Source organism: Stenotrophomonas sp. 85239_Sma (assembly GCF_056481725.1).
In genome coordinates this window covers 4,115,031-4,141,750 of record NZ_CM151163.1, presented here as the reverse complement: position 1 = coordinate 4,141,750, position 26,720 = coordinate 4,115,031, and the positions used below count along the sequence as shown (strand labels likewise).

Annotated in this window: 23 protein-coding genes; 11 read left to right on the top strand and 12 right to left on the bottom strand. The window is 68.6% G+C overall.

Annotated elements, in window-relative coordinates; genetic code table 11:
* Positions 1-92: 92 nt before the first annotated feature.
* Entirely contained in the window at positions 93-2,270 is a 2,178-nt protein-coding gene (locus tag ACYKG1_RS19225) for a primosomal protein N' (RefSeq protein ID WP_478472775.1), read from the bottom strand.
* Positions 2,271-2,682: 412 nt separating this feature from the next.
* Between ACYKG1_RS19225 and ACYKG1_RS19220 the strand changes: the two genes are divergently transcribed.
* The 4 genes from ACYKG1_RS19220 to sppA all read left to right on the top strand — a co-directional run bounded on the left by ACYKG1_RS19220 (position 2,683) and on the right by sppA (position 7,867).
* Positions 2,683-3,687, top strand: coding sequence for a hypothetical protein (locus ACYKG1_RS19220; protein WP_262083542.1), 1,005 nt, complete (start codon positions 2,683-2,685; stop codon positions 3,685-3,687).
* Positions 3,680-4,258, top strand: coding sequence for a DUF3106 domain-containing protein (locus ACYKG1_RS19215; protein WP_478471127.1), 579 nt, complete (start codon positions 3,680-3,682; stop codon positions 4,256-4,258). Before ACYKG1_RS19220 ends, ACYKG1_RS19215 begins: the two co-directional genes overlap by 8 nt.
* A 206-nt stretch (positions 4,259-4,464) precedes the next feature.
* Positions 4,465-5,829, top strand: coding sequence for an MATE family efflux transporter (locus ACYKG1_RS19210; RefSeq protein WP_100474064.1), 1,365 nt, complete (start codon positions 4,465-4,467; stop codon positions 5,827-5,829).
* 115 nt (positions 5,830-5,944) lie between these two features.
* A complete protein-coding gene (sppA, locus tag ACYKG1_RS19205; protein ID WP_100474063.1) occupies positions 5,945-7,867 on the top strand; it encodes a signal peptide peptidase SppA in 1,923 nt (640 codons plus the stop codon).
* Positions 7,868-7,965: 98 nt separating this feature from the next.
* Here sppA and ACYKG1_RS19200 read toward each other — a convergent pair whose 3' ends face one another.
* Entirely contained in the window at positions 7,966-8,181 is a 216-nt protein-coding gene (locus ACYKG1_RS19200; protein WP_100474062.1) for a hypothetical protein, read from the bottom strand.
* Positions 8,182-8,292: 111 nt separating this feature from the next.
* On the opposite strand from ACYKG1_RS19200, the gene ACYKG1_RS19195 reads away from it, so the two are divergent.
* On the top strand, positions 8,293-9,069 hold the full coding sequence (locus ACYKG1_RS19195) for an SDR family oxidoreductase (protein ID WP_262083539.1): 777 nt from the start codon (positions 8,293-8,295) through the stop codon (positions 9,067-9,069).
* A 46-nt stretch (positions 9,070-9,115) separates the two neighbouring features.
* On the opposite strand, the gene ACYKG1_RS19190 is transcribed toward ACYKG1_RS19195, so the two are convergent.
* The 9 genes from ACYKG1_RS19190 to ACYKG1_RS19150 form a co-directional block, all read right to left on the bottom strand.
* Positions 9,116-9,835, bottom strand: a complete 720-nt coding sequence (locus ACYKG1_RS19190; protein WP_478471126.1) for a hypothetical protein — start codon at positions 9,833-9,835, stop codon at positions 9,116-9,118.
* Positions 9,836-9,869: 34 nt separating this feature from the next.
* The gene (locus tag ACYKG1_RS19185; protein WP_100474059.1) at positions 9,870-10,559 is read right to left on the bottom strand and encodes a hypothetical protein; all 690 of its coding nucleotides are present in this window, start codon (positions 10,557-10,559) and stop codon (positions 9,870-9,872) included.
* Between the two features lie 43 nt (positions 10,560-10,602).
* Positions 10,603-11,193, bottom strand: coding sequence for an L-threonylcarbamoyladenylate synthase type 1 TsaC (tsaC, locus tag ACYKG1_RS19180; RefSeq protein ID WP_478471125.1), 591 nt, complete (start codon positions 11,191-11,193; stop codon positions 10,603-10,605).
* Positions 11,194-11,290: 97 nt separating this feature from the next.
* Positions 11,291-13,768, bottom strand: a complete 2,478-nt coding sequence (locus ACYKG1_RS19175; protein WP_478471124.1) for a DNA topoisomerase I — start codon at positions 13,766-13,768, stop codon at positions 11,291-11,293.
* A 200-nt stretch (positions 13,769-13,968) separates the two neighbouring features.
* A complete protein-coding gene (locus ACYKG1_RS19170; RefSeq protein ID WP_478471123.1) occupies positions 13,969-14,898 on the bottom strand; it encodes an RDD family protein in 930 nt (309 codons plus the stop codon).
* Positions 14,899-14,947: 49 nt separating this feature from the next.
* On the bottom strand, positions 14,948-15,697 hold the full coding sequence (locus ACYKG1_RS19165) for a pilin (protein ID WP_478471122.1): 750 nt from the start codon (positions 15,695-15,697) through the stop codon (positions 14,948-14,950).
* Between the two features lie 39 nt (positions 15,698-15,736).
* The gene (locus tag ACYKG1_RS19160; protein WP_005419622.1) at positions 15,737-16,210 is read right to left on the bottom strand and encodes a DUF494 family protein; all 474 of its coding nucleotides are present in this window, start codon (positions 16,208-16,210) and stop codon (positions 15,737-15,739) included.
* A gap of 43 nt (positions 16,211-16,253) precedes the next feature.
* Entirely contained in the window at positions 16,254-17,381 is a 1,128-nt protein-coding gene (dprA, locus tag ACYKG1_RS19155) for a DNA-processing protein DprA (protein ID WP_478471121.1), read from the bottom strand.
* Positions 17,382-17,511: 130 nt separating this feature from the next.
* Entirely contained in the window at positions 17,512-18,642 is a 1,131-nt protein-coding gene (locus tag ACYKG1_RS19150) for a LysM peptidoglycan-binding domain-containing protein (RefSeq protein WP_100474053.1), read from the bottom strand.
* Between the two features lie 126 nt (positions 18,643-18,768).
* Between ACYKG1_RS19150 and def the strand changes: the two genes are divergently transcribed.
* The 5 genes from def (at position 18,769) to ACYKG1_RS19125 (ending at position 24,800) form a co-directional block, all read left to right on the top strand.
* Positions 18,769-19,281: a peptide deformylase gene (def, locus tag ACYKG1_RS19145; RefSeq protein ID WP_262083533.1), complete on the top strand. Its 513-nt coding sequence runs from the start codon at positions 18,769-18,771 to the stop codon at positions 19,279-19,281.
* 120 nt (positions 19,282-19,401) lie between these two features.
* Positions 19,402-20,325: a methionyl-tRNA formyltransferase gene (gene fmt / locus ACYKG1_RS19140; RefSeq protein WP_478471120.1), complete on the top strand. Its 924-nt coding sequence runs from the start codon at positions 19,402-19,404 to the stop codon at positions 20,323-20,325.
* 3 nt (positions 20,326-20,328) lie between these two features.
* Positions 20,329-21,660 (top strand): 16S rRNA (cytosine(967)-C(5))-methyltransferase RsmB, encoded by a 1,332-nt coding sequence (gene rsmB, locus ACYKG1_RS19135; RefSeq protein WP_100474051.1) that lies wholly within the window; start codon positions 20,329-20,331, stop codon positions 21,658-21,660.
* A gap of 23 nt (positions 21,661-21,683) precedes the next feature.
* On the top strand, positions 21,684-23,393 hold the full coding sequence (locus tag ACYKG1_RS19130; RefSeq protein ID WP_478471119.1) for a glycosyltransferase family 39 protein: 1,710 nt from the start codon (positions 21,684-21,686) through the stop codon (positions 23,391-23,393).
* A gap of 150 nt (positions 23,394-23,543) precedes the next feature.
* Positions 23,544-24,800: an O-antigen ligase family protein gene (locus ACYKG1_RS19125; protein ID WP_100474049.1), complete on the top strand. Its 1,257-nt coding sequence runs from the start codon at positions 23,544-23,546 to the stop codon at positions 24,798-24,800.
* A 30-nt stretch (positions 24,801-24,830) separates the two neighbouring features.
* On the opposite strand, the gene ACYKG1_RS19120 is transcribed toward ACYKG1_RS19125, so the two are convergent.
* Positions 24,831-25,637 (bottom strand): glycosyltransferase family 2 protein, encoded by an 807-nt coding sequence (locus tag ACYKG1_RS19120; RefSeq protein WP_100474048.1) that lies wholly within the window; start codon positions 25,635-25,637, stop codon positions 24,831-24,833.
* Between ACYKG1_RS19120 and ACYKG1_RS19115 the strand changes: the two genes are divergently transcribed.
* Positions 25,636-26,694, top strand: coding sequence for a CDP-glycerol glycerophosphotransferase family protein (locus tag ACYKG1_RS19115; RefSeq protein WP_478471118.1), 1,059 nt, complete (start codon positions 25,636-25,638; stop codon positions 26,692-26,694). The genes ACYKG1_RS19120 and ACYKG1_RS19115 overlap by 2 nt on opposite strands.
* Positions 26,695-26,720: the final 26 nt, after the last annotated feature.

Here is a 26,720-nt window from a genome sequence, read left to right as displayed (position 1 = left end):
GTGGCGTTCGGGGTCAGAGCCCTTTTCTGCGAAAAGGGATCCGACCCCTGGCCATCGGGGTCGGATCCCACCCAGCGGGTGGGCTCCGACCCTCAATACAGATCCGTCGGATCCACGTCCAGCGACCAGCGCACCTTGCGGGCTTCCGGCAGCGCATACAGCCGCGGCACCAACTGCGAAAGCACACCATGCAGCGGCGGCCGCTGCACGGCCGACAGCAGCAGCTGCGTGCGCTGGTAGCCGGCACGCCGCGGCATCGGCGCCGGCATCGGCCCGTAGGCTTCGACCACGTTCTGCTCGCCCAGCAGTTGCCGCGCGGCCAGCAGGAACGCGTTGGCGTGCTCCACCTGCTGCGCTTCGGCACGCATCAGCGCCAGGTGCGCGAACGGTGGGAACCCGGCGGCTTGGCGCTGGTTCAACTCGGCCTGCGCAAACGGGTGGTAGCCACCACTCACCAGCGTTTCCAGCAGCGGGTGCCCGGGATGGTGGGTCTGCAGCCAGACCTCGCCGGGGTCACGTGCACGCCCCGCGCGACCGGCCACCTGGATCAGCTGCTGCGCCAGTTTCTCGCTGGCGCGGAAGTCGGCGGAGAACAGCCCTTCGTCGATGCCCACCACCACTACCAGCGTCAGCTTGGGCAGGTCGTGGCCCTTGGCCAGGATCTGCGTGCCGACCAGGATGCCGGGCTGGTCGCCCAGTTTCGCCAGTTGCTGTTCCAGCGCGTCGCGGCGCGAGGTGGTGCCGCGGTCGATGCGCACCACCGGGAAATCGGCGAAGGCCGCGGTGAGGTGCTCTTCCAGGCGTTCGGTGCCGATACCCTGCGGCTGCAGCGCCAGGCTGCCGCAGGCCGGGCACGCCAGCGGCGCCGGTTGCCGCGCGCCGCAGTGGTGGCATTGCAGGCGACGACCGCCACCATGCACGGTCATCGGTGCATCGCAGCGCTGGCACGGCGCGGTCCAGCCGCAGTCGTGGCACAGCAGCACCGGCGCATAGCCGCGGCGGTTCTTGAACACCAGTACCTGCTGGCCACGCTGCAGGTGCTCGCCGATGCCGGCCAGTACGTCGGCCGACAGACCGTCATGCAGCGGCCGCTTGCGCACATCGAGGATGCGCACGCGTGGCGGCCGTGCATCGCCGGCGCGCTGCTTCAGGCGCAGGTGGGTGTAGCGCCCGGCGTAGGCGTTGTGCAGGGTTTCCAGCGAGGGCGTGGCGCTGCCCAGCAGAACCGGAATGCCCAGCGACTTGGCCCGGACCAGGGCGAAATCGCGCGCGTGGTAACGGATGCCGTCCTGCTGCTTGTAGCTGCCGTCGTGCTCCTCGTCGACGATCAGCAGGCCGGCCTGGGGCAACGGCGTGAACACCGCCGAGCGGGTGCCGACGATGACGCGCGCTTCGCCGCGTGAGGCCGCTGCCCAGACGCGCGCGCGCTCGTTGTCGTTCAACCCCGAATGCAGCGCATGTACCGCGATGCCCAGGCGGCCGCGGAAGCGTGCCAGCGTCTGCGGGGTCAGGCCGATTTCCGGCACCAGCACCAGCGCCTGCCTGCCTTGTGCCAGGCAATGGATGATCGCCTGCAGGTAGACCTCGGTCTTGCCGCTACCTGTCACGCCATCCAGCAGGAACGGCTGGAAGCCGTCGGCGGCATTGATCGCGGCCACGGCCTCGGCCTGGTCCGGGTTGAGCGTGGGGCCGGGCAACGGCTGCGCGTGATGGGGAGCCACGCTCAGCGCGACGCGCTCGGCCAGCCCGCGCTTGGCCAGGCTGCGCGCGGTAGCGCGCCAGTCTTCCATGCGTTCGCCCAGCACATCCTCATCCACGATGGCTTCGGCCAGCAGTTCAGCCAGTTGCCGCGGGCGGCTGCCGGCGCGCAGCTTTTCGCGCTGGGCGTGGCCTTCCGCGGTCAGTTGCCAGCCCCAGTGGTGGGTGTCGGGCACGGCCTCGCCATGGCGCAACGGGCCGGGAAGGGCGGTGCTCAGGACCTCGCCCAAGGGTGCGTGGGTGTAGCGCGCCAGCCATTGCAGGCTCTGCCACAGCTCACCCTGCAGCAGCGGCTGCGGGTCGCACCAGGCCAGGGCCTGGCGCAGTCCCTGGCCGTCGTCGGCCTGGCCATGCCCCACCACCACACCGACCAGCTCCCGGTTGCCGAACGGCACCTTCAGGCGGCAGCCGACCGCGACCGCAGGGCCATCGCCCTCCGGCGACAGGTAGTCGAACAGGCGGGGCAGGGGGACGGGCAGGGCGACCTGCAGGGTCGGAATCGGTGAAAGCATCGGGCCAGTGTAACGGCCCATGCGCGCGCGAATGGCGGGCGCGGGAGCGCCAGCGCGACGCCTGTTGAATCATAAATGTCACCTAAATATCGGTGTCCATTGGAGATTCAGTCTTATCCACATGTTCTGTGGATAACGTTGTGCGTTAACGGCCAGCGGATGCGCAGAAGGCCGATAGCGACGGCCTCATGCTCGGGTTGGTCAAAAAATCGCCATATGATAAATGCCTTCAAAATCAAGTGGTTGGGTGTGAAACAATGCTGAAACAGAGTGGATTCAGCTGGATGGCCCAGTTTTTCGCTGCGGGGGCGTGGTGCTGTGCACAACCTGCAGCACGAAGTGCCTGTGGGCGCAAGTCCTACGGGCATCGATGGCCTGCCGCTATCATGCCGGCAGACCTTTGGAGTGACCGATGACGGCTGTGCCCGCCCCTGTTTCCTCGACCGCGGCCGGCGCGCTGTCGGCGTTCCTGCGCGGTGTCGAGCGCCGTGCCCTGGTGGTCGCTGAACTGCAATGCGGCGATGCTGCGCGCGCCGAACAGACCCTGGTGGCGGTGATGCGCGCCTTTGCCGCCGTCGCCAGCGACCTGCCGATGGCGCAGTGGCCGACCCGTTTCTGGACCCTGCTGGGCCAGCGCCAGGCGCTGCGCGAGCCGGTGGGTGGGCAGTGGGCACCACCGTTGGCCGCGCTGGGTGCAATGCAGCCGCTGCCGCGCCTGGCACTGCTGCTGCGGGTGGGCGGCAGCCTGGACGAGGGCATCGCCATGCGCGTGCTCGACCAGGACGAGGCCGGTTACCAGCACCTGCTGGCCGACGCCTGCCCGCGTGATGCCCACGGCCAGCCCGATGCCTCGGCCTGGCGCCAGTTGGCCGAACAGGTGCAGGCGCGTATCCGTGAGCTGCCGGCAACGCGCCTGCAGCAGCTGCAGCAGCCAGCCGCACCGGCCGCCCACAATGAAACCCCGACCTCGAGCTGGCGCACACCGCAGCGCGATCAGCGTGCCACCGCCGAAGGCACGCGCCGTCGCACGAACGCCAAGCCGCGCTGGCGCGGTCCGCTGATCCTGCTGGTGACCGTGGCGGTGTTGCTGGCCGCTGCGCTGGGCTGGCGCTACTGGCAGGGGCATTCCTTCGGCAGTGATGCACCGTTGCCGGAGGGCGTGGTGGGCGAAGCCGGTCCGGTGACGGTGGAATCCCTGCCGCCGAGCAAGGTCAACGCTACCCCGGATGCGACCACGGCCCAGGCCGCGGACGACGCCACGATGCTGGCCGATCGTGACTATCCGCTGGTCGCCGATGCCGACCTGTATGCGTGGACCGCCGCGGGCGGCCCGCTGCCGGTGGATGAATCGCAATCCAAGCCGAGCCGGCCGGAGCCGGCCAGCGCCACGCTGGAAACCGCTGCTGCCGATGAATAAGCCCGTGTTCGCCAGCCTGTTGCTGGCCCTGCCGTTGTCGCTGTCCGCCGCACCGCAGTCGTTGAGCGTGCCGTTGCCGCCAGCTGTCCCGGGAAGTTCGCCGGCCGCGTCGGCGCCGGCCACTGCAACCCCTGCTGGATTCACCCAGCTCGATGCGCAGCAGCAGCGCCAGCGCCGCGCCGACTACGCTGCCTGGCGCGCGTTGCCGGAAGGAGAGCGCGAGCGCATCCGGCAGGCGGCTGCGCGATTCAATGCATTGCCCGCAGACCAGCAGCAGCGCCTGCGCCAACAGTTCCATGATCAGGACCAGGCGTTCCGCGACGGGTGGCGGCTGGGCCCGCAACTGGGCCTGGAATTCCCCAAGCTGCATGGCCTGTTCGGCTTCGTGCCGCCGGAGCAGCGCGAGACCGCGCTGGCCGTGCTGCGCCAGCTCAGCCCGGCGCAGCTGGCCCAGCTGACCCTGGTCGCGCAGCGCACGCCGCCGCAGGAACGCGACACCGTGCGCAGCGCCTTCCTCGCCGTGCCCGCGGCCGAACGCGACAGCTGGCTCAAGCGCCAGGCTGGCCAGTAGAAAAGGGGACGGAGGGGATTAAGTCGTTTCAGGCCGGTTAGTGCCGGATGCGACTTAATCCCCTCCGTCCCCTTTTTGTGTGGGGCTGCTGAAACCCAGCATTCACGCCATGTCATGGGAATGCACGCGCCGCCCGCGTAAGATGGGCGCCCGCAACCCGGTGCCTGTGCCCTTCGCGCGCAACCGCAGTTCGCGTCAAGCACCTTATGTCTACTGCAACCTCCACGCCGCGCTTCAGCAAGGAAGTCGGCGCCACCGGTCTGCTCGCCCTGCCGCTCGTGCTGGGCCATGTGTCCACCGGTCTGATCTCCTTCGTCGACAACGTGATTGCCGGCCACCACGCCACGGCCACACTGGCCGCCGTCACCATCGGTACGGCGCTGCTGTGGCTGCCGATGCTGATCCCCATCGGTACCCTGATCTCGCTCACTGCCTCGGTCTCGCAGCTGCATGGCGCCGGCCGCGAGCGCGAGATCGGCCCGCTGTTCCGCCAGGCACTGTGGCTGGCGCTGGGCCTGGGCCTGATCATGTTCACCTTCCTCACCGTGGTGCCGCCGCTGCTGCCGGCATTCGGCATCGCGCCGGATATCGTGCCGGGTGCGACCGCGTTCCTGCATGCGGTGCGCTGGGGCGGGCCTGCGCTGACCCTGTATTTCTGCATGCGCTATCTCAGCGAGGGCATGCATTGGACGCTGCCAACCATGTTGCTGGGCTTCGGTGGCCTGCTGGTGCTGGCACCGATGGGCTATGTGCTGGCCAACGGCAAGCTCGGCTTCCCGGAAATGGGCGCCGAAGGCCTGGGCATCGCCTCGGCGGTGATGATGTGGCTGCAGGCGATCGCCTTCGCCACCTACCTGTGGTTCACCAAGCGCTTCGCCCACCTGCAGCTGTTCTCGCACTTCGAAGGACCGCGCTGGAAGGCGATCTGGGAGCTGCTGCGCACCGGCCTGCCGATCGGCATCACCGTGCTGATGGAGGGCGGCCTGTTCATCGTCACCGCACTGCTGATCGGCCGCCTCGGCGCCAATGAAGCGGCGGCACACCAGATCGCGATCAACGTCGCGCAGCTGTGCTTCATGATCCCGATGGGCGTGGCCGAGGCCACCACCGTGCGCGTCGGCCATGCGGTCGGCCGTGGCGATGGCTTCGGCGTGCGGCGCGCGGCCTGGGCCGGCTACGCGATCATCATGGGCACGCAGACGTTGTCGGCGGCAGTGCTGCTGTTCGGCCACGATGCCATCGTGGGTGTGTACACCAACGACCTGGCAGTGGCCGGGCTGGCCTCGACCCTGCTGCTGTACGCGGCCACCTTCCAGTTCCCGGACGGCATCCAGGTGCTGTCGGCCGGCGCGCTGCGCGGCCTGAAGGACACCCGCGTGCCGATGTTCATCGCCATGTTCGCGTACTGGGGCCTGGGCATGCCGCTCGGCGCCGGGCTCGGCCTGGGGCTGGGCATGGGCCCGCAGGGCATGTGGATCGGCCTGATCGTCGGCCTGACCGCCGCTGCCATCCTGATGGGCTGGCGCCTGCGCCGCAGCAGCCAGCGCATCGGGCAATCCGCGCTGTCCTGATCTTCGCGCCCGCCACGTTCACCCGTGACGGGCGATCCCCTGACTTGTGTCCGATGCTGCATCACGCGGCACCGGCTATGCTGGTACCACGGCAAGAAGCCATCCGGAGCGTTCCATGAATCAACCCGTGCCCCCGCTGCCCCCGGCGCGTCGCAATCCCGTCGCCAGCTTCTTCATCGGGCTGTGGGACGTCATGAACTTCACCCGCCGGTTGATTCTCAACCTGGTGTTCTTCGGCCTGCTGTTCCTGCTGCTGGTGATGTTCGTCATCGCCGCCGGCATGGGCGCCGGCGCCAGCAAGTCGCTGCAGGACCGCACGACGCTCGTGATCGCGCCGGAAGGCCGCCTGGTCGAGCAGTTCAGCGCCGATCCGGTCAGCCGCGCGCTGGCCAAGGCGGTGGGTGACAACGGTGCCGAAGAGATCCAGCTGCGCGACCTGCTGCGGGTGATCGAGTCGGCCAAGCAGGACAAGAAGATCGAGCGCGTGGTGCTGGAGCTGGACAAGCTGCAGCCGTCCGGCTTCGCCTCGCTGCGTGAAGTGGCCGCCGCACTGCAGGATCTGCGTGCCTCCGGCAAGCAGCTGGTGGCCTACAGCGAGAGCATGGGCCAGTCGCAGTACCTGCTGGCCGCGCAGGCCGACGAGGTCTACCTGGACCCGATGGGCTCGGTGGTGCTGGAAGGCCTCGGCCGCTACCGCCAGTACTTCCGCACCGGCCTGCAGGACAAGCTGGGCGTGGACGTGCACCTGTTCAAGGTGGGCGAGTACAAGTCCGCGGCCGAGCCGTACGTGCTCGACGCCGCGTCGCCGGCCTCCAAGGAAGCCGACCTGTTCTGGATGAACGACGTGTGGCAGCGCTACCTGGGCGACATCGCCAAGGCCCGCCGCCTGGATCCGGCGCAGCTCGCCGCTGGCATCGACACGCTGCCGGAAGGCATCGCTGCCGCCGGTGGCGACCTGGCCAAGTTCGCCCTGCAGCAGAAGCTGGTGACCGCGCTGAAGACCCGCGAGGAATTCGAGGATCTGATGATCGAGCGCGGCGTGGCCGACGAGGATGCCGATGGCGGTTTCCGCAATGTCGACTTCGGCCGCTACCTGGCCCTGCTCGACGCACGCCGCAACCCGGTGGACTCGCGTCCGCAGGTGGCCGTGGTGGTGGCTGCCGGCGAAATCAGCGCGGGGGACCTGCCGGCCGGCCGCATCGGTGGCGAGTCGACCTCGGCGCTGCTGCGTGCCGCGCGCGACGACGACAACGTGAAGGCCGTGGTGCTGCGCGTGGATTCGCCGGGCGGTGAAGTGTTCGCCTCCGAGCAGATCCGCCGCGAAGTGGTGGCGCTGCAGGCCGCCGGCAAGCCGGTGGTGGTGTCGATGGGCGACCTGGCCGCCTCCGGTGGCTACTGGATCAGCATGAATGCCGATCGCATCTACGCCGATCCGTCGACCATCACCGGTTCGATCGGCATCTTCGGCATGGTCCCGAACTTCAGCCGCGCGCTGGACAAGATCGGCGTGCATACCGATGGCGTCGGCACCACCCGCTTCGCCGGTGCCTTCGACGTCACCCGGCCGATGGACCCGGCCGTGGGCCAGGTCATCCAGTCGGTGATCAACAAGGGCTACGCCGACTTCACCGGTCGCGTCGCCGACGCCCGCAAGAAGCCGGTCGAGGCCGTGGACGAGGTGGCCCGTGGCCGCGTGTGGAGCGGGGCACAGGCCAAGGAACGTGGCTTGGTCGATGCTTTCGGTGGCCTGAAGGATGCGGTGGCCGATGCGGCCAGCCGTGCCAAGCTGGGCAAGGCCGATGCCTACCGCGTGCGCTACATCGAGAAGGCGGCGACGCCGTTCGCGCAGTTCGTCAGCGGCTTCGCTGGCAGCCGTGCCGGTGCCTGGATGCTGTCCGATTCGGGCATGGCGCGGATGATGCTGGCGCGCACGATGCCGGAAGTGGATACGCAGCTGCGCTTCGTCGAAAACGCGGCTCGCGAGAAGGGCAACGGTGCGCCGGTGAAGGCGCTGGCGTACTGCTTCTGCGGGTTCTGACCGGCAACGGTATCGAATGAAAACGCCCGGCTCAGGCCGGGCGTTTTCGTTCATGGGGTCGGATCCCTTTGCAGCACAAAAGGCTCTGACCCCACCGGTCATTGCGTCGCGTCGGCCTCGGCCCTGCGCTTGCGCGCGTCGGCATCATCGACGGTCTTCTGCACGCTCTTGGCACGGTCCAGCGGTTCGTTGATCGCGCGCGGCATCGCTCGTGGCACCGGTGGCTTCTCCGGGTTCGGTGTCGGCGGCCGCTGGCAGGCCGCCAGCAGCACGGCGGCCAGCAGGAGGGGCGAGGACAGGATCAGCATGCGCATGGCGGCTCTCCGCGGTGGGCGTGCGTGCAGTGTCGCACCCCCCGCAGGCACCCGCCGTGAGCGCGTATCCTTGCGGCATCGAAACACAGCGGGCGCGGCCCCGGAGGACACATGACCCAGCAACGGTGGCGCCTGGACGGCCAGACCGCCCTGATCACCGGCGCCAGCGCCGGCATCGGCCTGGCCATCGCGCATGAACTGGCGGGGCTCGGCGCCGACCTGATGATCGTCGGCCGCGATATCGACATGCTGGAGACGGCGCGCGACGAACTCCTGGATATGTATCCGCAGCACCAGGTGCACGCGCTGGCGGCCGATGTCTCCGATGACGAGGACCGCCGCCAGATCCTGGACTGGGTGGAAGACCACAGCGATGGCCTGCACATCCTGGTCAACAATGCCGGTGGCAACGTCACCAGGTCGGCCACGGAGTATTCCGAGGACGAGTGGCGCAAGATCTTCGAGACCAACCTGTTCTCGGCCTTCGAGCTGTCGCGCTACGCGCATCCGCTGCTGGCGCGGCACGCGTCGTCGTCGATCGTCAATGTCGGCAGCGTGTCGGGGCTGACCCATGTGCGCAGTGGCGTGGTCTACGGCATGACCAAGGCCGCGATGCACCAGATGACCCGCAACCTGGCCGTCGAGTGGGCCGAGGATGGCATCCGGGTCAACGCGGTGGCGCCGTGGTACATCCGCACGCGGCGCACGTCCGGTCCATTGTCGGACCCGGACTACTACGAGGAAGTGATCAACCGCACGCCCATGCGCCGCATCGGCGAGCCGGAGGAAGTGGCCGCAGCCGTGGGCTTCCTGTGCCTGCCGGCGGCCAGCTATGTCACCGGCGAATGCATCGCGGTGGATGGCGGTTTCCTGCGTTACGGCTTCTGATCGTTCGGTGGCAACGCCGGCCGCTGGCCGGCATTACGGGTGGCTGTCACCCCGGTACCGGGCAATTGCTGGCCTCCAGCACGCCCTGCAGCCGTTCGCGTTCCCCACGGGCGTTGTCGCGGTTTTCCGGCGAGGCGAACCGCTCACGGCCGCGCGCGTTGCGGAAGCGTTGCTGCCAACTGCTGCAGCGCTGTGCCTCCGGTAGTTCCTCGCAGCGGTCGCGCACCACTTCGCAGCCGGCGGCATTGACCGGCGTGGCGCCACCCAGGCCCTGTACGGTCATCAGTTCGCAGCGCCCGGGGGCGGCTTCGTACTCGTGCAGGTAGCCCCCGCCCTGATTGTCGGTGCACTGGAAGATCGGTGGCAGCGGTGGCTTCGGTGGTGCATTGCTGTCCGGCGTGGCATCGGCCTGGCGCGGCAGTGCTGCGCTGTCGAGTATCAGATCGCCACCCTCGCGCTCGACCATGCCGGCCTCCATGATCGTGCGGCCATCGCCGGGATGTCGCGGGCTGGGTGCAGAAGCAGGCGGAGCCAGCGCTGGCTCCGGCTCGGGCGGGGCCGGCACGGGGGCCGATGTGGCCGATGCCGGCGGCGCACTGGCGGCCGCCGGAACCCGTATCACCTGCTGCTTGCTGCCGGCGGGGCAGGGCGTACGTTGCAGGGTGGGTACGTCGCTGCTGCTGGAGGTACAGCGGTAGATCACCCCGTCGTCGGCCCATGCATTGCCGGCGAACAGGCCCAGGGCCAGCCAGATCGGATTCTTCATGCGCACAGCGTACATGCCATGGCAGGCGCTGCGCTCAGCGTTCGCAGTCCCGCGACAGGCGTGCGTCGATGCCACGCTGTTCGTTGCTGATGGCAGTGCGCTCGCTCTGCAGCGCACTGTTGTAGCGACGGTCCAGTTCCCAGCGGCGGTCACGCAGGCGCGCACAGACGTCCTGCGGCGGCAGCGCATGGCAGCTGTCGCGGACCAGCACGCTGCCGGCCGGGACCTGCACACCGACACCCACTGCGGGCGGCCGGTAGCCGGTTCCTCCACCGATGGGGGTGCCGACCGGCGTGCCGAAGGCCGGGCGTGGGCCAGGATGGACCGGGCCGTGGTGCCCGTGCGGAAGCCAGACGCTGGTCCACAACGGCACCCAGCGCGGATTGCCCTCGTTGTTGTCGCTGGTATAGCGGCGCCCGTCGTCGCTCACGCACTCGTACAACGGCTGTGGCGGCTGGATGTAGACGTGGCGGACCTCGCGATCGCGTACCACCGGGACTTCGTCGGCAGGCGCGGGTGTCGCATCGCTGCGCACCACCCGGGGCGCCGGGTCGCGCGGGCGCTGCAGGTCACGCACTTCCTGCCGGCCGCTGCTGCAGGGCCTGTCCTGCAGGGCCACGGCGCCGTTGCTGGCGACGCAGCGGTAGACGCGCACGTCCTCGGCGGCCGGTGCGGTCCATGGCAGCAGCAGGCACAGGCTCAAAGCGGTGCGCAGCAGGTTCATGGCGGCAGGGTGCGTGATTGTGCGCGGCAGTGCAATCGTCTGCTCAGGAGCGCAGCACGTTGCCGCTGAGCGCGTCGCGGATCGGGGTCGGCTGGGCCAGGCCGCCGGTCTGTCCATCGAGGAGGCCGTCGAGCAGGCGCAGCAGGCGTGGATCCAGCTCGGCACGGCTGCGCGCGGGTGGTTCACCGGCCAGGTTGGCGCTGGTGGAGACCAGCGGACCGCCCCAGGCGCGGCACAGTGCGGCGACCAGTGGGTGGGCGCTGATGCGTACGGCGATGCCGCTGTGCTCACCGGTGACCCACGGTTGGGCGCGCGGACCGGCCGGCAGGATCCATGTGTTGGCACCCGGCCAGCTGGCCAGCACCGCACGCTGGCGGGCGTCGGGCAGCGCCTGCAGGCGTACCCAGCCCTCCAGCTGCGAGAGTTCGGCGGCGACCAGGATCATGCCCTTCTCGATCGGGCGCTGCTTGAGCCGCAATACCATGTGCACCGCGGCTTCATGCGACGGATCGCAGCCCAGGCCCCAGACCGCTTCGGTCGGATAGGCGATCACGCCGCCGGCGCGGAGCGTGGCGACAGCAGAGTCCAGGGTGAGTTCTTTCATGGCGGCGACCGGCCCAGCGTGGGCCTCCATTATCCCCCTGCTGCGTGCAGAAGGGGTGGTGGGTGCGGACGGTAGGTGCGGACCGTTGGTCCGCACACCTTGACCCTCATCCACGCATGGCGTGAATCTACTTGGCGACCTTCTTGACGGCCTTCTTCGCCGGCGCCTTCTTTGCGGCAGCCTTCTTCACCGCCTTCTTGGCCGGCGCCTTCTTGGCCGCAGCCTTCTTCGGCGCCGCTTCCTTCTTCACTGCAGCCTTCTTGGCCGGAGCCTTCTTCGCGGCGGCCTTCTTGGCACCGAAGCCCTTGCGCACCGGCTTGCCGGTTTCTTCCATCAGCTGCTCCACCTCGGCCAGGGTCAGCGATGCCGGCTCGCGATCCTTGGGGATCTTGCCGTTCATCCTGCCGTCGCTGATGTACGGGCCGAAGCGGCCGTTCAGCACCTGGATGTCGCTGCCCTCGAACTCCTTGATGATCCGGTTGCGCGCGATCTCTTCCTTCTCTTCGATCAGGAACACGGCGCGAGCCAGGTCGATGGTGTAGGGGTCGTCTTCCTTCTTCAGCGAGGCATAGGTGCTGCCGCGCTTGGCGAACGGGCCGAAGCGGCCGATGCCGACGCTGACCGGTTCGCCGTTGTCCTCGCCCAGCGCACGTGGCATCAGGAACAGTTCCAGCGCGTCTTCCAGCGAGATGGTGTGCATCGACTGGCCGGGGCGCAGCGAGGCGAACTTCGGCTTCTCCTCGGCGTCCTCGGCGGTGCTGCCGATGGCGGCGTAAGGCCCGAAGCGGCCGAGGCGCACGCTGACCGGCTTGCCGGTCTTCGGATCGGTGCCGAGCTCGCGCGCGCCACTGGCCTCGGCGCGGTCAACCGATTCCTTCTTGTCTTCCACCAGTTCCTTGAACGGCTCCCAGAAGCGGGCCATCAGCGGGATCCACTCTTCTTCGCCACGCGAGACGGCGTCGAGCTCGTCTTCGAGCTTGGCAGTGAAGTCGTAGTCCACGTACTGGGTGAAGTGGCTGGACAGGAACTTGGACACCGCGCGGCCGACGTCGGAGGGACGGAAGCTGCGGCCCTCCATTTCCACGTACTTGCGGAACAGCAGGGTCTGGATGATCGAGGCGTAGGTCGAGGGACGGCCGATGCCGTACTCCTCCAGCGCCTTCACCAGCGCCGCTTCGGTGTAACGCGGCGGCGGCTGGGTGAAATGCTGCTCGGCCTGGATGCGTTCCAGCGGCACGCGGTCGCCAGGCTTCATCGCCGGCAGCTTGCGGCCTTCGTCCTCGTCTTCGGCGCTCTTGTTGTCCTTGCCTTCCTCGTACACGGCCAGGAAGCCGGGCACCACCACGGTGGTACCGCTGGCGCGGAACACGTGCTCGCTGCCGGCCGACAGGTCGACACTGACGGTGTTGAGCGTGGCCGGGATCATCTGGCAGGCGACGGCGCGCTTCCAGATCAGCTCGTACAGGCGGCGCTCGTCATCGGTCAGGAAGCGCGCCACCTGGGCCGGGGTGCGCAGGGCCGAGGTCGGGCGCACCGCTTCGTGTGCTTCCTGGGCATTCTTCGACTTGGTCTGGTAGGTGTTCGGCTGGTCCGGCAGCGAGGCGATGCCGTAATCACGGGCGATCACGTCGCGGATTTCGGCCAGCGCGTCCTGCGACAGGTTCACCGAGTCGGTACGCATGTACGAGATCAGGCCGACGGTGCCTTCATCACCGATCGCCACGCCTTCGTACAGCTTCTGCGCCACCTGCATGGTCTTGCGGGTGGTGAAACCGAGCTTGCGCGAGGCTTCCTGCTGCAGGGTGGAGGTGGTGAACGGCGGCGCCGGGCGGCGCTTGCGCTCCTTGCTGGCCACGTCGGTGACATGCAGCGAGCCCTGCGCGGCCTGCTGGATGCGCAGGCGGGCGGCTTCGGCGGTGTCGCCGTCGGTGATGGTGAACTGCTCGAACTTCTGCCCGTCCAGCTTGACCAGCTTGGCGTTGAAGTGCTGCGACGGGTGTGCGCACTCGGCGGCGATCGACCAGTACTCGCGGGCGATGAAGGCTTCGATCTCTTCCTCGCGCTCGACGATCATGCGCAGCGCCGGGCTCTGCACGCGGCCGGCGGACAGGCCGCGCTGGACCTTGCGCCACAGCACCGGCGACAGATTGAAGCCGACCAGGTAGTCCAGTGCGCGGCGCGCCTGCTGGGCATCGACCAGGTCGCTGGCGATCGCGCGCGGCTGGCTGATCGCTTCCTTGATGGCGCGCGGGGTGATCTCGGTGAACACCACCCGCTGCATCGGCTTGTCCTTGACCAGCCCGCGTTCCTTCAGGATCTCGGCAATATGCCAGCTGATCGCTTCACCCTCGCGATCCGGGTCGGTCGCCAGCAGGATGTCGTCGGCGCCCTTGGCGGCCTTGGCGATCGCGTCGACATGCTTCTCGTTCTTGTCGATCACGTCGTAGTGCATGGCGAACCCGTTGTCCGGGTCGACCGCGCCTTCCTTCGGAATCAGGTCACGCACATGCCCATACGAGGCCAGGACGGTGTAGTCCTTGCCGAGGTATTTGTTGATCGTCTTGGCCTTGGCCGGCGATTCGACGATGAGCAGGTGCTTGGGCATGGCAGCAGTGTCTGTGGGGCGAGCCGCAGGGGAGGGGCCGCTAGGGTGGAGCAAACGGCCGCATTAGTGAAGCGGCCACGGACAAATCAATACGCTGAACGCCCGGTAGTGTGCCGGGCGTTCAGGTTTCACCTTATTACTTATTAGAGGAATCACGCCCGGCCAGCGGCTGTCAAGCAGCCAGGCGTGAGGATGGCCGTTCATGAGGCCATCTTGGCGATGAAGCCGACTGCGGCCACCAGCAGCACCAGGCCCGCCAGCGACAGCAGGCCGGTCAGCACCAGGATCACGATGGTGACCGTACCCAGCTCATGGCGCTGCAGGTGCGGCTGATCGGTGTACGCCCAGCGGTCGACCACCAGGGTGTCGCAGATCATGTCGTGCAGGCCTTGCTTGCGCTCGGTGAAGGCCGCCATCAGGAAGCCAATGCCGAGTGTGAAGCTGCTCAGCAGCATGGCCCAGTAGCGACCGAAGGCGCGGCCCCTGGTCAGGCGGTCACCGTTGCTGCGCACGACCTTGATGCCGACCGCCATCTTGCCCAGCGTGGCGCCACCCTGCGAGGAATGGAACCAGGTGTAGTAGGCAACGCCGATGGCCAGGTTGACCAGTGCGCTGGCGAGCTGCGCGACGATCTCAATGGACGTTTCGCCACTGCCCACCGCGCCCATGCTGGCGCCGAGCACCACGCCCATGATGGCGCCGATGATGCCGCCCGGAACGGCCAGCACGAAGTAGTCGATCATGTAGGCCGCTACGCGCTTCCAGAAGCCTGCGTAGACCACCTCGCCGCCGATCACCGGCTGCGGGCCGCCGGCACCGGCGGCGGCCGGGGCGCTGTAGGGCGAGCTGCTGAGCGCACCCGTGCCAGGCAGCGGTGCAGTGCCGTTGTCGATGGCAGCGTAGTCGTTGCGCAGATCGAAGCCGCCGCTGGCGGTGGCGGTGCTGGCGTCGGCCAGCGTCTGCAGGCCCAGCTCATCGACCACCTGGCGAAGTGCAGCCCACTGGGCCATGCCTTCGCGCCAGACCAGGGTGTCCAGGTTCAGTTGGCCGCGCTGGAAGCGCTGGCGGATGTCCTGGGCCGGCAGCGGGCCCTGGCGTTGCTGTCCTTCGGCGTAGTACCACTCGGTCATTGCATGTTCCCTGTTGGATCGTCCTTGGAGGCGCTGGCGTGCGCGTGGCTCAGCCGCGGCACGACGGCGGCAGGTACTTGTCGTCGCTTTCACCGCTGCATTCCCAGCGGCCGCTGTCGCGATCATATTCCAGCCACAGCAGGTCGCCATCGAGGCTCTTGCCGGGCACGGCCAGCGTGGCTTCGATGCCACAGTGGCCGTTGTTGAAGCGACCGATGTTCACCGCCGACAGGCCGGCCTGGGTGAAGTCACCCGGGGCCGGGAAGCCGGCATCGTTGGCACCGGGGCAGCGGCCTTCGTCGTCGGCGAAGTGCTGCACCTGCTGTTTCAGCGGCTGCAGGGCATTGACCGCGGCGGCGACCTTGGCACGCACGGTGTAGTCGCTGTAGGCAGGCAGGGCGATCGCCGCGAGGATGGCCACGATCGGTACCAGCACCAGCAGCAGGCCACCGACGATGATCGCGGTCAGGGCGCAGCCGGAGAGCTTCTTCTTCGGCGGCGGCAGGATCCCGGCCGGGGTGTGGGTGGCATAGGGCGTGGATGGCGGCAGCACGGGTGGCTGCGGCGGCAGTGGTTCGGGCTCGGGCTCGGGTTCCACGGCCGGCGCGGCGGCGTCCAGCGCCGGTACGATCAGGCCCAGCTCATCGACGACGGTGCGCAACGGTTGCCATTGCGGCAGGCCGTCGCGCCAGACCAGGGTGTCCAGGGAGATCTGGTTGCTGCGGAACAACTCGACCAACCGTTCCGCCGGCAGCGGGCCTTGCTGCCGGTTGCCTTCTGCATGGAACCACTCGCTCACGGGGACGCTCCTGAATGCGCTATGCCCCCAAGTGTACGGTCAGTGCAGGGGTTCTGGCTCGTCCATGAACATCTGCGTCTCCATCCAGGCATAGGCCGCTTCAGAGCCGGGCTGGTTGAACAGCACCATCAGCACGACCCACTTCAGGTCGTCCAGGTCCAGTTCGTCCTGGTCCAGGGCCATCGCGCGGTCCAGCACCAGCTCGCGCTGGTCGGCGTCGAGGATGCCGTGCTGTTCCAGGTAGAGCAGGAAGCCGCGGCATTCCACGTCCAGCTTGTCCAGCTCGGGGCCATGGTAGATGCGCACGGGGCCATCGACCCGCGCCTGGGCCACGCTCGGCCGCTGCGCGGCCAGGGCATCGAGCCAGTCGAACGCCTTGTTGATCTCGGTGGGACTGAAACCGGCCTGGATCAGACCGTTCTGGAGCGAATCGCGGTCACGGATCAGGTCCGCATCTTCGCTGAAATAGTGTTCAAACAGGTACAACAGTACGTCCAGGATGCTCTCTTTCATTGCCCCTCGGCCTGCGTCGCGCGACGCTGTGGAGGTGAAGAAACTAGGGAGTTCGACAGTAGCGGCCGTGTACGCACACCACGATTCCCGCCAGTTCCATGGCCAGCAGCATGGAGGACACCTGTGACGCCGTCAATCCACAGCGCGTGATCAGTGAATCCATACCGCTTGGGTTGTGGTCCAGGGCCCGCCACAAGCGCTGGTAGTCAGGGTCGTCGGCCCAGCGCGCCGGCAGGAGTGCCGGCGGTGCCTGTTCAGTGGGGGTGGCCAGCCGTGATTGCAAGCCCGGCAGTTGCTGGCGGAGGGCGGGGGCGAGCAGTTCCAGTACTTCCTCGGGGCGCTCGACCAGCGCCGCGCCCTCACGGATCAGCCGGTGGCAGCCGGCCGCGCGCGGGTTGAGCACCGATCCGGGCAGGGCACAGACCTCCCGGCCCGCCTCGGCGGCCAGGCGCGCAGTGATCAGCGCGCCCGAACGCTGGGCGGCCTCGACCACCACGGTGGCCAGCGCCAGTCCGGCCACCAGCCGGTTGCGCGCGGGGAAGTGGCCGGGGCGGGCAGCCGTGCCCGGCAGATACTCACTGAGCACTACGCCTTCGGCGGCGATCCGTGCCTGCAGCCGGGCGTGGCTGTCCGGATAGGCCCGGTCAGGGCCGGTACCGATCACCGCCACGGTGCAGCCGCCGGCCTCCAGCGTGGCCTGGTGCGCGGCCGCATCGATGCCTGCGGCCAGGCCACTGGTCACCGCCAGGCCCGCTTCGACGAAGCAGCCGGCAAAACGTGCGGCCAGTGCCCGCCCACCCGGGGTGGGGGAGCGACTGCCCACCAGCGCAACCGATGGGCGCCAGGCCAGGCTGGGGTCACCGGCCACGAACAGGGCCAGCGGCGGATTGGGCACCTCCAGCAGCGATGGCGGAAAGGCCGGATCGATGCAGGGCAGCAGGTGATGGTTGTCCTGCTCCAGCCAGCGCCAGGCGGCTGTCCAGGCCCGGGTATCGGGGCGTTCCAGCGCGGCGCACTGCTCCGGCGTGCAACCGTGCGCGCGCCAGTTCGCGGTGCCTTGCGCGATGGCGGCTTGCGCACCGCCTGCGGCCTGCAGCAGGGCCCGTCGGGGCGCCAGTGCGCCTCCCGCCATCAACAGGCGCAGCAGCGCCTCATATGCATGCGTGGTCATTCCCCACTATCGACCGCATGCAACGAAGGCGCCCTAGGGCGCCTTCGCATGTGGTTGTCAGGTTTTGCCGGAGGTGCCTGCCGGCCAGCGGCCGGCACTCCCTGCGGTGGCCGGGGCAGCCCGGCAACCGTTACTTCGCGTCCGGGTGCAGCGCGTTGTAGCCCACCTGCACCGGCTTCACGCCCTGCATCACCAGCGCGTAGCTGACGTTGTCGAAGGTGCGGAACACCATCGCATGCGCGGCATACTCGTCCGGCAGCGAGACCCGGCCCGCACCGGTGCTGAGCGAGTCGTCCATGCGCGAGGAGGTCGGGTACTTCATGCGGTGCGCCACATGACGGCCCGGGCGCCACAGCGAGAACACGGTGCCGTTGTCCACGCCCTGGGCACGGCCGGCCGAGATCGCGATCACATCGCGCGGGCCACCGGCGGTGAACATGTCGGTGACCGCCAGCACGCGCACGTCCACGCCTTCGACACCCGCGGCGGGCACGTGGGGCACGAACTGCAGGTCGTACGGCCTGGCCTCGACCGGTACCAGGCGGTCGCCGGCGCGCACTTCGCGGCCGCCGACGTTCTTGTCCAGCACCAGCGTGGAGGCCTCGACCTTGCCGCCGCCGATCTGGGTGATGGTGCCGGTGGCGACCTGGGCCAGCTCGTAGCCCAGCACGCCACGGCGCGCGTTGGGCGCGTTGTAGGCCTTCCAGAGGTTTCCGCTGCCGGGGGTGACGTCGCCATTGGCGGTCAGGTCCTCGGTCGGCTTGGGCTGGGCGTACCGCACGGTCGGGCGTACCACGGCCCAGCGCTGGCCCACCTGGGCATCGGCCAGGCGTACGTAGACGGTGTCGCCGCCGGACGCGCGCAGGCGGTTGTCCTCCAGGCCGACCACGTAGGGCAGCTGCTTGACGCTGTCGACCACGCTCAGCTGCTTCAGGAACGGCTCGACCTGGGCCAGCGGAATGGCGTCGATCGGGGCCTCCTGGCGCGGACCGGCCTGGGACACGGTCACCCGGTCCAGGTAGGCCAGGCTCAGCACGTCACCTGGATAGATCAGGTGCGGGTTGGCAATCTGCGGATTGGCTTGCCAGATCTCCGGCCACAGCCAAGGCTTCTGCAGGAAACGTGCGGCGATATCCCACAACGTATCCCCTTTTCGGACCACATAGGTGTCCGGGTGCCCGCCATTCACTTCCACGGCGGTAGCATAGGCAGCCACGGTCAGCATCGCCGCGGCGACGACCGTACGAAAACGAAGCAACATAGGTGTGAAGCCCTGATTCCCCAACAGGTCCGCGCACTATAGTCCAGAAACCGGGGCGCAAGGCAAGCGTTGGAGCTAGAATCTGCGACGTATGCCGGCGTGCCGGCCCCCTATCCGGAAACAGCCATGGCCCTTCTCCCCATTCTCGAGTTCCCCGATCCGCGCCTGCGTACCAAGGCTGCGTTGATCGAAGCCGCCGAAGTCACCACGCCGGCCTTCCAGGAGCTGATCGACAACATGTTCCTGACCATGTACGACGCGCCGGGCATCGGCCTGGCCGCCACCCAGGTGGACGTGCACAAGCGCTTCATGGTCATCGATGTCAGCGAAGAGAAGAATGAACCGCTTGTGTTCATCAACCCGGAAATCGTCGCCAAGGACGGGGGCCGGGTGTACCAGGAGGGCTGCCTGTCGGTTCCGGGCATCTTCGCCGACGTGACCCGCGCCGACACCATCACCGTGAAGTACCTGGACCGCAACGGCCAGGAACAGCAGCTGGAGGCTGGTGAAGTGCTGGCCACCTGCATCCAGCACGAGATGGACCACCTGGATGGCAAGCTGTTCATCGACTATCTGTCGCCGCTCAAGCGCGAGATGGTGCGCAAGAAGCTGGCCAAGCAGCGCAAGCACGTGGCGTGATCGCCCATCCGGGCCGCCCTTCGGGTGGCCCGTGCCTGCGCGACGCGCGCGGGCTGTACGGCGCCGGCCGACGGCGCCGTTTTCTTTCCTGCACGAATCCATCCTGCAAGTGGGGTAGCCATGAGGATTGTCTTTGCCGGTACGCCGGAATTCGCGGTGTCGTCGCTGCGCGCCGCGGCGCGCCACCACGAGGTCGTGGCCGTCTATACCCAGCCTGATCGCCCGGCCGGCCGCGGCCGTGGCCTGGCGCCGTCGCCGGTCAAGCTCGAGGCGGTGGCCCGTGGCATTCCGGTCTACCAGCCCGAATCGCTGAAGGACGAGGCTGCCCAGCAGCAGCTGCGCGACCTGCAGCCGGACCTGATGGTGGTGGTGGCCTACGGCCTGATCCTGCCCAAGGCGGTACTGGCCATTCCGACCCATGGCTGCTGGAACGTGCATGCCTCGCTGCTGCCGCGCTGGCGCGGTGCTGCGCCGATCCAGCGTGCGATCCAGGCCGGCGACGCAACCACCGGTGTGTGCCTGATGCAGATGGAAGCCGGCCTCGACACCGGTCCGGTGCTGCTGCACCAGGAGCTGCCGATCGCCGCTACCGATACCGGCGGCCAGCTGCATGACAAGCTGGCCGAACTGGGCGCGCAGGTGCTGTCCGATGGCCTGGGCCTGCTGCGTGCCGGCATCAAGCCGATCGCGCGGCCGCAGCCGGAGCAGGGCGTGACCTACGCGCACAAGCTGGACAAGGCCGAAGCCCGGCTGGACTGGGCGCAGGACGCCGATGCACTGGCGCGCACCGTGCGCGCGTTCAATCCGTGGCCGATCGCCGAAGCGACGCTGGCCGGCGAGCGCGTGCGCATCCACGGTGCGGTCGCCCTTGACCTGGCCCATGGCCAGGCGCCGGGGACGGTGCTGGCAGCCAGCCGCGATGGCATCGACATCGCCTGCGGCCAGGGCGCGCTGCGCCTGCGCACGCTGCAGCGCGAAGGTGGCAAGGCGATCACTGCCGCCGACTACCTCAATGCCCGCCGCGACCTGCACGTGGGGGCTTGAGCGGTGTCGAAGCAGAATGATTTCTCCGTCGCCAAGGCGGCACCGGGCGCGGCCACCCGCATGCTGGCCGCACGCGTGCTGGCGCAGGTGTTCACCCGTGGCCGCTCGCTGAAGGCGGAACTGGCCTGGGCGCTGCCCAAGCTGGGCGACAGTCGCGATCGCGCCCTGCTGGAAGCGCTGTGCTTTGCGGTCCTGCGCCGCCGCAGTACCTATGACGCCGCCTTGCAGTCGTGGATGCAGAAGCCGCTGTCGGCGCGCGACGCTGACCTGCGCACCCTGTTGATGGTGGGCTTCGCCCAGCTGGATGTGCTGGAACTGCCGGCGCATGCGGCACTGTCGGCCACGGTCGACGCCGCCCGCGCGCTGGGCCGTGAGCGCCAGGCCGGCCTGGTCAACGCGATCCTGCGCCGTGCGCAGCGTGAGGGTTTCCCGGAACAGCCTGCGCGCGATGCCTTCCCGGAGTGGCTGGCCGATGCCGTCGAGCGCGACTGGCCGGCCCAGGCGGAGGCGATCTTCGCTGCCAGCCTGCAGCCGGCGCCGTTGTGGCTGCGTGCCAACCGCCAGCAGGGGGGGCGTGACAAGGCGCTGGCCACGCTGGCCGAGGCCGGCATTGCCGCCGAAGCCAGCCCGCTGAGCGCCGACGCGCTGCGCCTGGCAGCGCCCATCGCGGTGAACCAGCTGCCGGGGTTCGCCGACGGTGCGCTGTCGGTGCAGGACCTGTCGGCGCAATGTGCGGCGGACGCGCTGGCACCGGCGTCCGGCGCCCGCGTGCTGGACGCTTGCGCGGCGCCCGGTGGCAAGTCGGCACACCTGCTGGAACGTGACCCGAGCCTGCGCCTGCTGGCGCTGGATATCGATGCGCGGCGCCTGGCGCGTGCCCGCGATACCTACACCCGCACCGGTGTGGGAGAGGGCGCGCAGACTCTGGTGGCCGATGCCAGCGACCCCGGTGCCTGGTGGGATGGCACCCTGTTCGACGCCATCCTGCTGGATGCTCCGTGTTCGGCCACCGGCGTGATCCGCCGCCAGCCGGACGTGATGTTCCACCGCCGCGCCGAGGATATCGATGCGCTGGTCGGCGTGCAGGCCCGCCTGCTGGAGGCCTGCTGGTCGATGCTGCGCCCGGGTGGCGTGCTGTTGTACGCCACGTGCTCGATCCTGCGCGCCGAGAACGTCGATCAGGTGCGGGCCTTCCTGAAGTGGCATCCGGACGCGCAGGCACAGCTGCTGGATGACACATTCGGCCTGGACTGCGAGGGGATCGCGCGCCAGCGACTGCCGGGTGACAGCGATGCTGACGGTTTCTTTTACGCGCGTCTGCTAAAAACAGCCTGACCCCCGCTGACGTTCCGAGTCCCATGCTGAAATCCCGCGCGTCGCGCGAGACGTGGTTGTTCGTGGTGATGGCCCTGCTGGTGCTGGGCGCCGGGCTGGGCCTTCGTGATCCGTGGCCGTCCGACGAACCACGCTTCGCGCTGGTGGCCAAGCAGATGATCGACAGCGGCCACTGGCTGTTCCCGCACCGCGGGACCGAGCTGTATTCGGACAAGCCGCCGATGCTGATGTGGTGGCAGGCCACGCTGTACAGCCTGGTCGGGCAGTGGCGCGTGGCCTTCCTGCTGCCGTCGCTGCTGGCGGCGCTGGGCACGCTGTGGTGCGTGGTCGACCTGGGCCGACGCCTGTGGACGCGGCGCGTGGGGCTGTATGCCGGCTGGGCGCTGCTGTTCGCGCTGCAGTTCACCTTCCAGGCGAAGAAGGCGCAGATCGATCCACTGCTGCTGCTGTTCATCACCCTGGCCAATTACGGCCTGCTGCGCCACCTGCTGCTGGGACCCGCCTGGAGCTGGTGGTGGCTGGGCTGGTTCTTCGCCGGCATCGGCGTGATCACCAAGGGCGTGGGCATGCTGGCGCTGCTGATGATCGTGCCCGCGGCAATCGCTGCGGCGCTGCAGTGGCCGCGGGTGGGCCTGCACGCGCGCGACGCGCGCTTCTGGCTGGCGCCGCTGGCCTTCCTGCTGGCGGTGTCGCTATGGCTGGCGCCGATGCTGCTGGCCGGCTTCGCCACCGGTTCGGACGAGTACCGCGCCTACATGGACGACATCCTGTTCCAGCAGACGGCGCGGCGCTACACCCATTCCTGGGACCACCACCAGCCCGCCTGGTACTTCCTGGCAACGATGCCGCTGATGTGGATCCCGGCGTTCCTGGCCCTGCCCTGGGCGATTCCGGCCTGGCGCCGCCGGCTGCAACGCCACGACCCGCGCTATCTGCTGCCGTTGGCCTGGTGGCTGATGGTGGTGCTGTTCTTCTCGATTCCCGCCGGCAAGCGCGACGTCTATATCCTGCCGGCGCTGCCGATGTTCTGCCTGGCGCTGGCACCGCTGTTGCCGGGGTTGCTGAAGCGGCGCGACGTGCAGGCCGTGGTGGGGCTGTTCACCGGCCTGTTGTCACTTGGCCTGGCAGTGGCCGGCGCGATGGCGTTGCTGGGCGACCCGGCCTTCGAGCTGCGCCTGACCCACAGCCGCGGGCTGGCGCCCGGGGCCGTCGACGCGCTGGCGTGGACGATCCTGGCGATGGGCCTGTGGGGCGGATTGAGCCTGCTGGCCTGTGGCCGTCGCCGGCAGCGTGCGCTGGTGTCGACCCTGGCGGTGGTCTGGGTGCTGTACAGCCTGGTCGGCTACCCGCTGCTGAACGATTCCAGTTCCGCCCGTGGCCTGATGCGCACGGTCGGTACACGTCTGGGCCCCGATGCCGAGCTGGGGCTGGTGGCCTGGAAGGAACAGCATCTGCTGCTGGCCGACCGTCCCGCAGCGACCTTCGGATTCGAGACTGACTGGGACGAGCAGCTGGTGGCGGCCACGCGCTGGCAGCGGCTGGCACCGGGACGCCGTTGGCTGCTCGTGCACGAGTACGCGATGCTGTCGTGCGTCGACCGCAACCGCTCTGAACTGGCCGGGGTAGCCAACCGTCGGCGCTGGTGGCTGGTGCCGGCGGCGGCGGTGACGGTGCCCTGCGTGGTCACTGCGGAGGAGCGGGAACGTGGACGGCGTTTGCAGGAACATGACTAGCCACCACGATTTCCGCTTGTCCAGTCTGCCCAAGCGGGCCCAAAGGCAGTAAAACAGCAGGCTGGGACGCCCCGTTGGTCCGTCCCGTTCTTCCAGCAGATTGCAGCGATACTTCCCGACGTGCCAGCTTCACCGGACAACCTGAACCTCATGGCCGACGACCCGCTGGGCGTTCCCGTCGGTGGGCGACATGGGGTAGCACATGGGCTGGCCCAGCTGGGCCTGTTCTGCCTGCCGGCACTGGTGCTGACCGTGCCGATCAACCTGTTGCCGTATGGTCTCCTGCTGCTGCTCAGCACCCTGCTGGCGCCGGAGCTGCTGTGGCGCGCGCGGGGCATGGCCGGTCAGCCGGTGAAGGTACTGGCCTGGCTGATGCTGGCGGTGCTGGCGCTCGGCGTGCTGTCGGTGGTGCTGTTCGAGCAGGGACTGCGTGACGTCGACAACCGTTCGCGGTTCGTGGTCATCCCATGGATCGCGCTGTGGGTCTGCGCGCTGCGTCCCAACCTGCGGTGGCTCTGGTATGGGTCATTGACCGGCCTGCTCGCCACCTTCGCGATGTCGCTGTGGCAGGTGCTGGGTGGCGCCCCGCGCGCGGAGCTGTTCACCAACGCCATCGTGCTGGCCGACATCGTGATGGTGTTGATGGTGCTGCTGGTGTTCTGCCGCCCGTCGCGGCGCTGGTCGCTGGTGATCCTCGGCATGGCTGCCGGCTGCGGCACCATCGTGCTGACCGGCAGCCGCGGTGTGTTCGCCGCCTTGCTGGCGCTGCTGGTGGTGCTGGCGCTGAGCCTGCGCTGGCGCACCGGTGCGGCGCGCCTGTCGGTGCTGGCCGGCATGCTGGCGATCGGTGCGACGTTGCTGCTGTCGGTACCGGAGCTGCGCCACCAGGTCCGCCTGAGCGAGCTGCACAGCGACGTGCAGCGGATGGAGCTGGGCGACAGTGATTCCTCCGCCGGTGCCCGCGTGGAGCGCCTGCAGGTTGCCTGGGAGACTTTCCTCGATCACCCGCTGGTAGGTGTTGGCATCGGTCATTTCGACAGTGCGATGCAGCGCGTGCCGGTCTGCCGGGAGAACCCGGAAGAGTTGCGCTGCCACCTGGGGCATGCACACAACGACGTGGCCGAATGGGCGGCGACCCAGGGCGTACCGGGCCTGCTTCTGCTGCTGGCGGTGTACGGCATCCCGCTGTGGTTGTTCGTGCGCCTGCATCGCCGCAGCGGACGGCCGACCTTCCGTGGGCCGGCCGCAGCCGGCGTCATGCTGGTGATCACCTACGCGCTGTGCGGCCTGACCCAGTCGATGTTCGCGCACCAGATGACGGCCAGCTTCTACGTGACTCTGGTCGGCCTGTTGACCGGCCTGGCGATCGTCGAAGGCGCGCGCCACCGGGCAGTCACCGGGACGTGATGCGCCGGCGCGCCGGGCGGGGCCCGGCGATCAGGGGTTCGGCGGGTCGGCCACGGCCTGGCCGTTGCCCAGCATCCACAGCATGATGGTCTTCTGGCGCACGTAGTTGGCGCGCACGTAGGCGTAGACCAGGCCGTGCCAGCCGTCGCGGAAACCACCGCGGAACACGAAGCCGCGCCAGAACCGCCAGGCCGGGGCGAGTACCAGCTTGCCCAGCGTGGCCCGCTTGCCACGTGCGAACTCGTGCTCGGCCATCATCCGCGCGTACTTCTCCGTTTTGGCCAGCTGCTGCTGCAGCGAGCGGTAAGGGTAGTGGACCAGGTCACCGCGCAGCGTACCGACACTGCCGTCGACGCTGGCCGCCTCGTGGATCTCGCGCTTGCCGCGCCAGCCGCCGCGGCGGCGGTCGAACAGGCGCATCACCCGGTCCGGGTAGGCATTGCCATGGCGGAGGAATCTGCCGAAGTACTCCGACAGGCGCGCGAAACGGTAGCCAGCATGGCCGGCGAAGCCGCCGTCGCGGACCTGCTCGATGGCCGCGCGCAGTTCCGGGCTGATCCGCTCATCGGCGTCCAGGCACAGCACCCAGTCGTGGCGGGCCTGCTCGACGCAGTAGGCCTTCTGGCTGCGGAAGCCATCGAACGGGCGCTGCAGCACACGGGCGCCTGCGGCCTCGGCGATGGCCACGGTGGCATCGGTTGAGTACGAGTCCACGACGATGATCTCGTCGCAGAAGGCCAGCGAGGCCAGGCAGTCGCCGATGCGGCCGGCCTCGTTGAACGCGATAATGCAGGCCGAGATGCGAGGCCGTTCGATGGGAGCGGTCGTGGAGGACATGATGGCCGGGTACCTGTTGTTTGCGACGGAGCGCTATGCGCTGCCTATTCTCGCCCCGTTGGCGCAGGCCTTGCACGCCTCCGGGCAGGAGGTGGCAGCCTGGTTCGAGGGCGGCGCCGCCGGCAGCCACCTGCCCGGGGTGCCCACCATCGGCCTGAAACAGGCCCTGGCAATGCGGCCGCGTGCCGTGTTCAGTGCCGCCAACTGGGTGCCGACCTTCCTGTCTGGCGCCAAGGTGCAGCTGTTCCATGGCTTCAACGTGGAGAAGCGGGACAGTGCGCGCGGCCACTTCCGGGTGCGTGGCATGTTCGACCTCTACTGCACGCAGGGGCCGGCCACCACCGGGCCGTTCCGTGAGATCGCCGCCCTGCAGGGCCACTTCGCGGTGGCCGAAACCGGCTGGCCGAAGCTGGATCCGCTGTTCCGCGACGATGGCGGCGAGAGCGCCGCGCTGCGTGCGCCGGCCGGCGACCGTGCGGTGATCCTGTTTGGTTCGACCTTCACCGAGCGGCTCAGCGCGGCCCCGCACCTGCTTGCGCAGATTGCTGCCGACATTGCCGAGGGCAACCGCTACTGGCTGCTGACCCTGCACCCGAAGTGCCCAGCGGAGTTGTTCGAACGCTACCGCGCGCTGGCCGGTGCCAATGCGCGCTTCATTGAGCCCGAACAGGTGATGGCCGCGCAACGCGCCGCCGACGTGCTGGTGTCGGATACCTCGTCGATCGTTTCGGAGTTCATCGTCCAGCACAAGCCCGTGGTGACCTTCCGCAACCGCGTGCCCAAGCCGCACATGATCGACTTTGACGACCCGGCGCAGCTGCCGGCGATGCTGCAGCGTGCACTGTATCCGGACGCTGCGCTGCAGGCGGAGATCGTGCGCTACGCCGACGCCATCCATCCGTATCGCGATGGTCGCTCCAGTGAGCGGGTGATTGCGGCTACCGAGGATTTCCTGTCCGGTGAAATGGGCGCGCTGCGGCGCAAGCCATTCGGCAGCTGGGTGCGCGACCTGCAGATCCGCAAGGACCTGGGGTACTGGGGCCCGTCGCAGCGCTGATGGGCTCGGTTCTACAGTAGATCCAC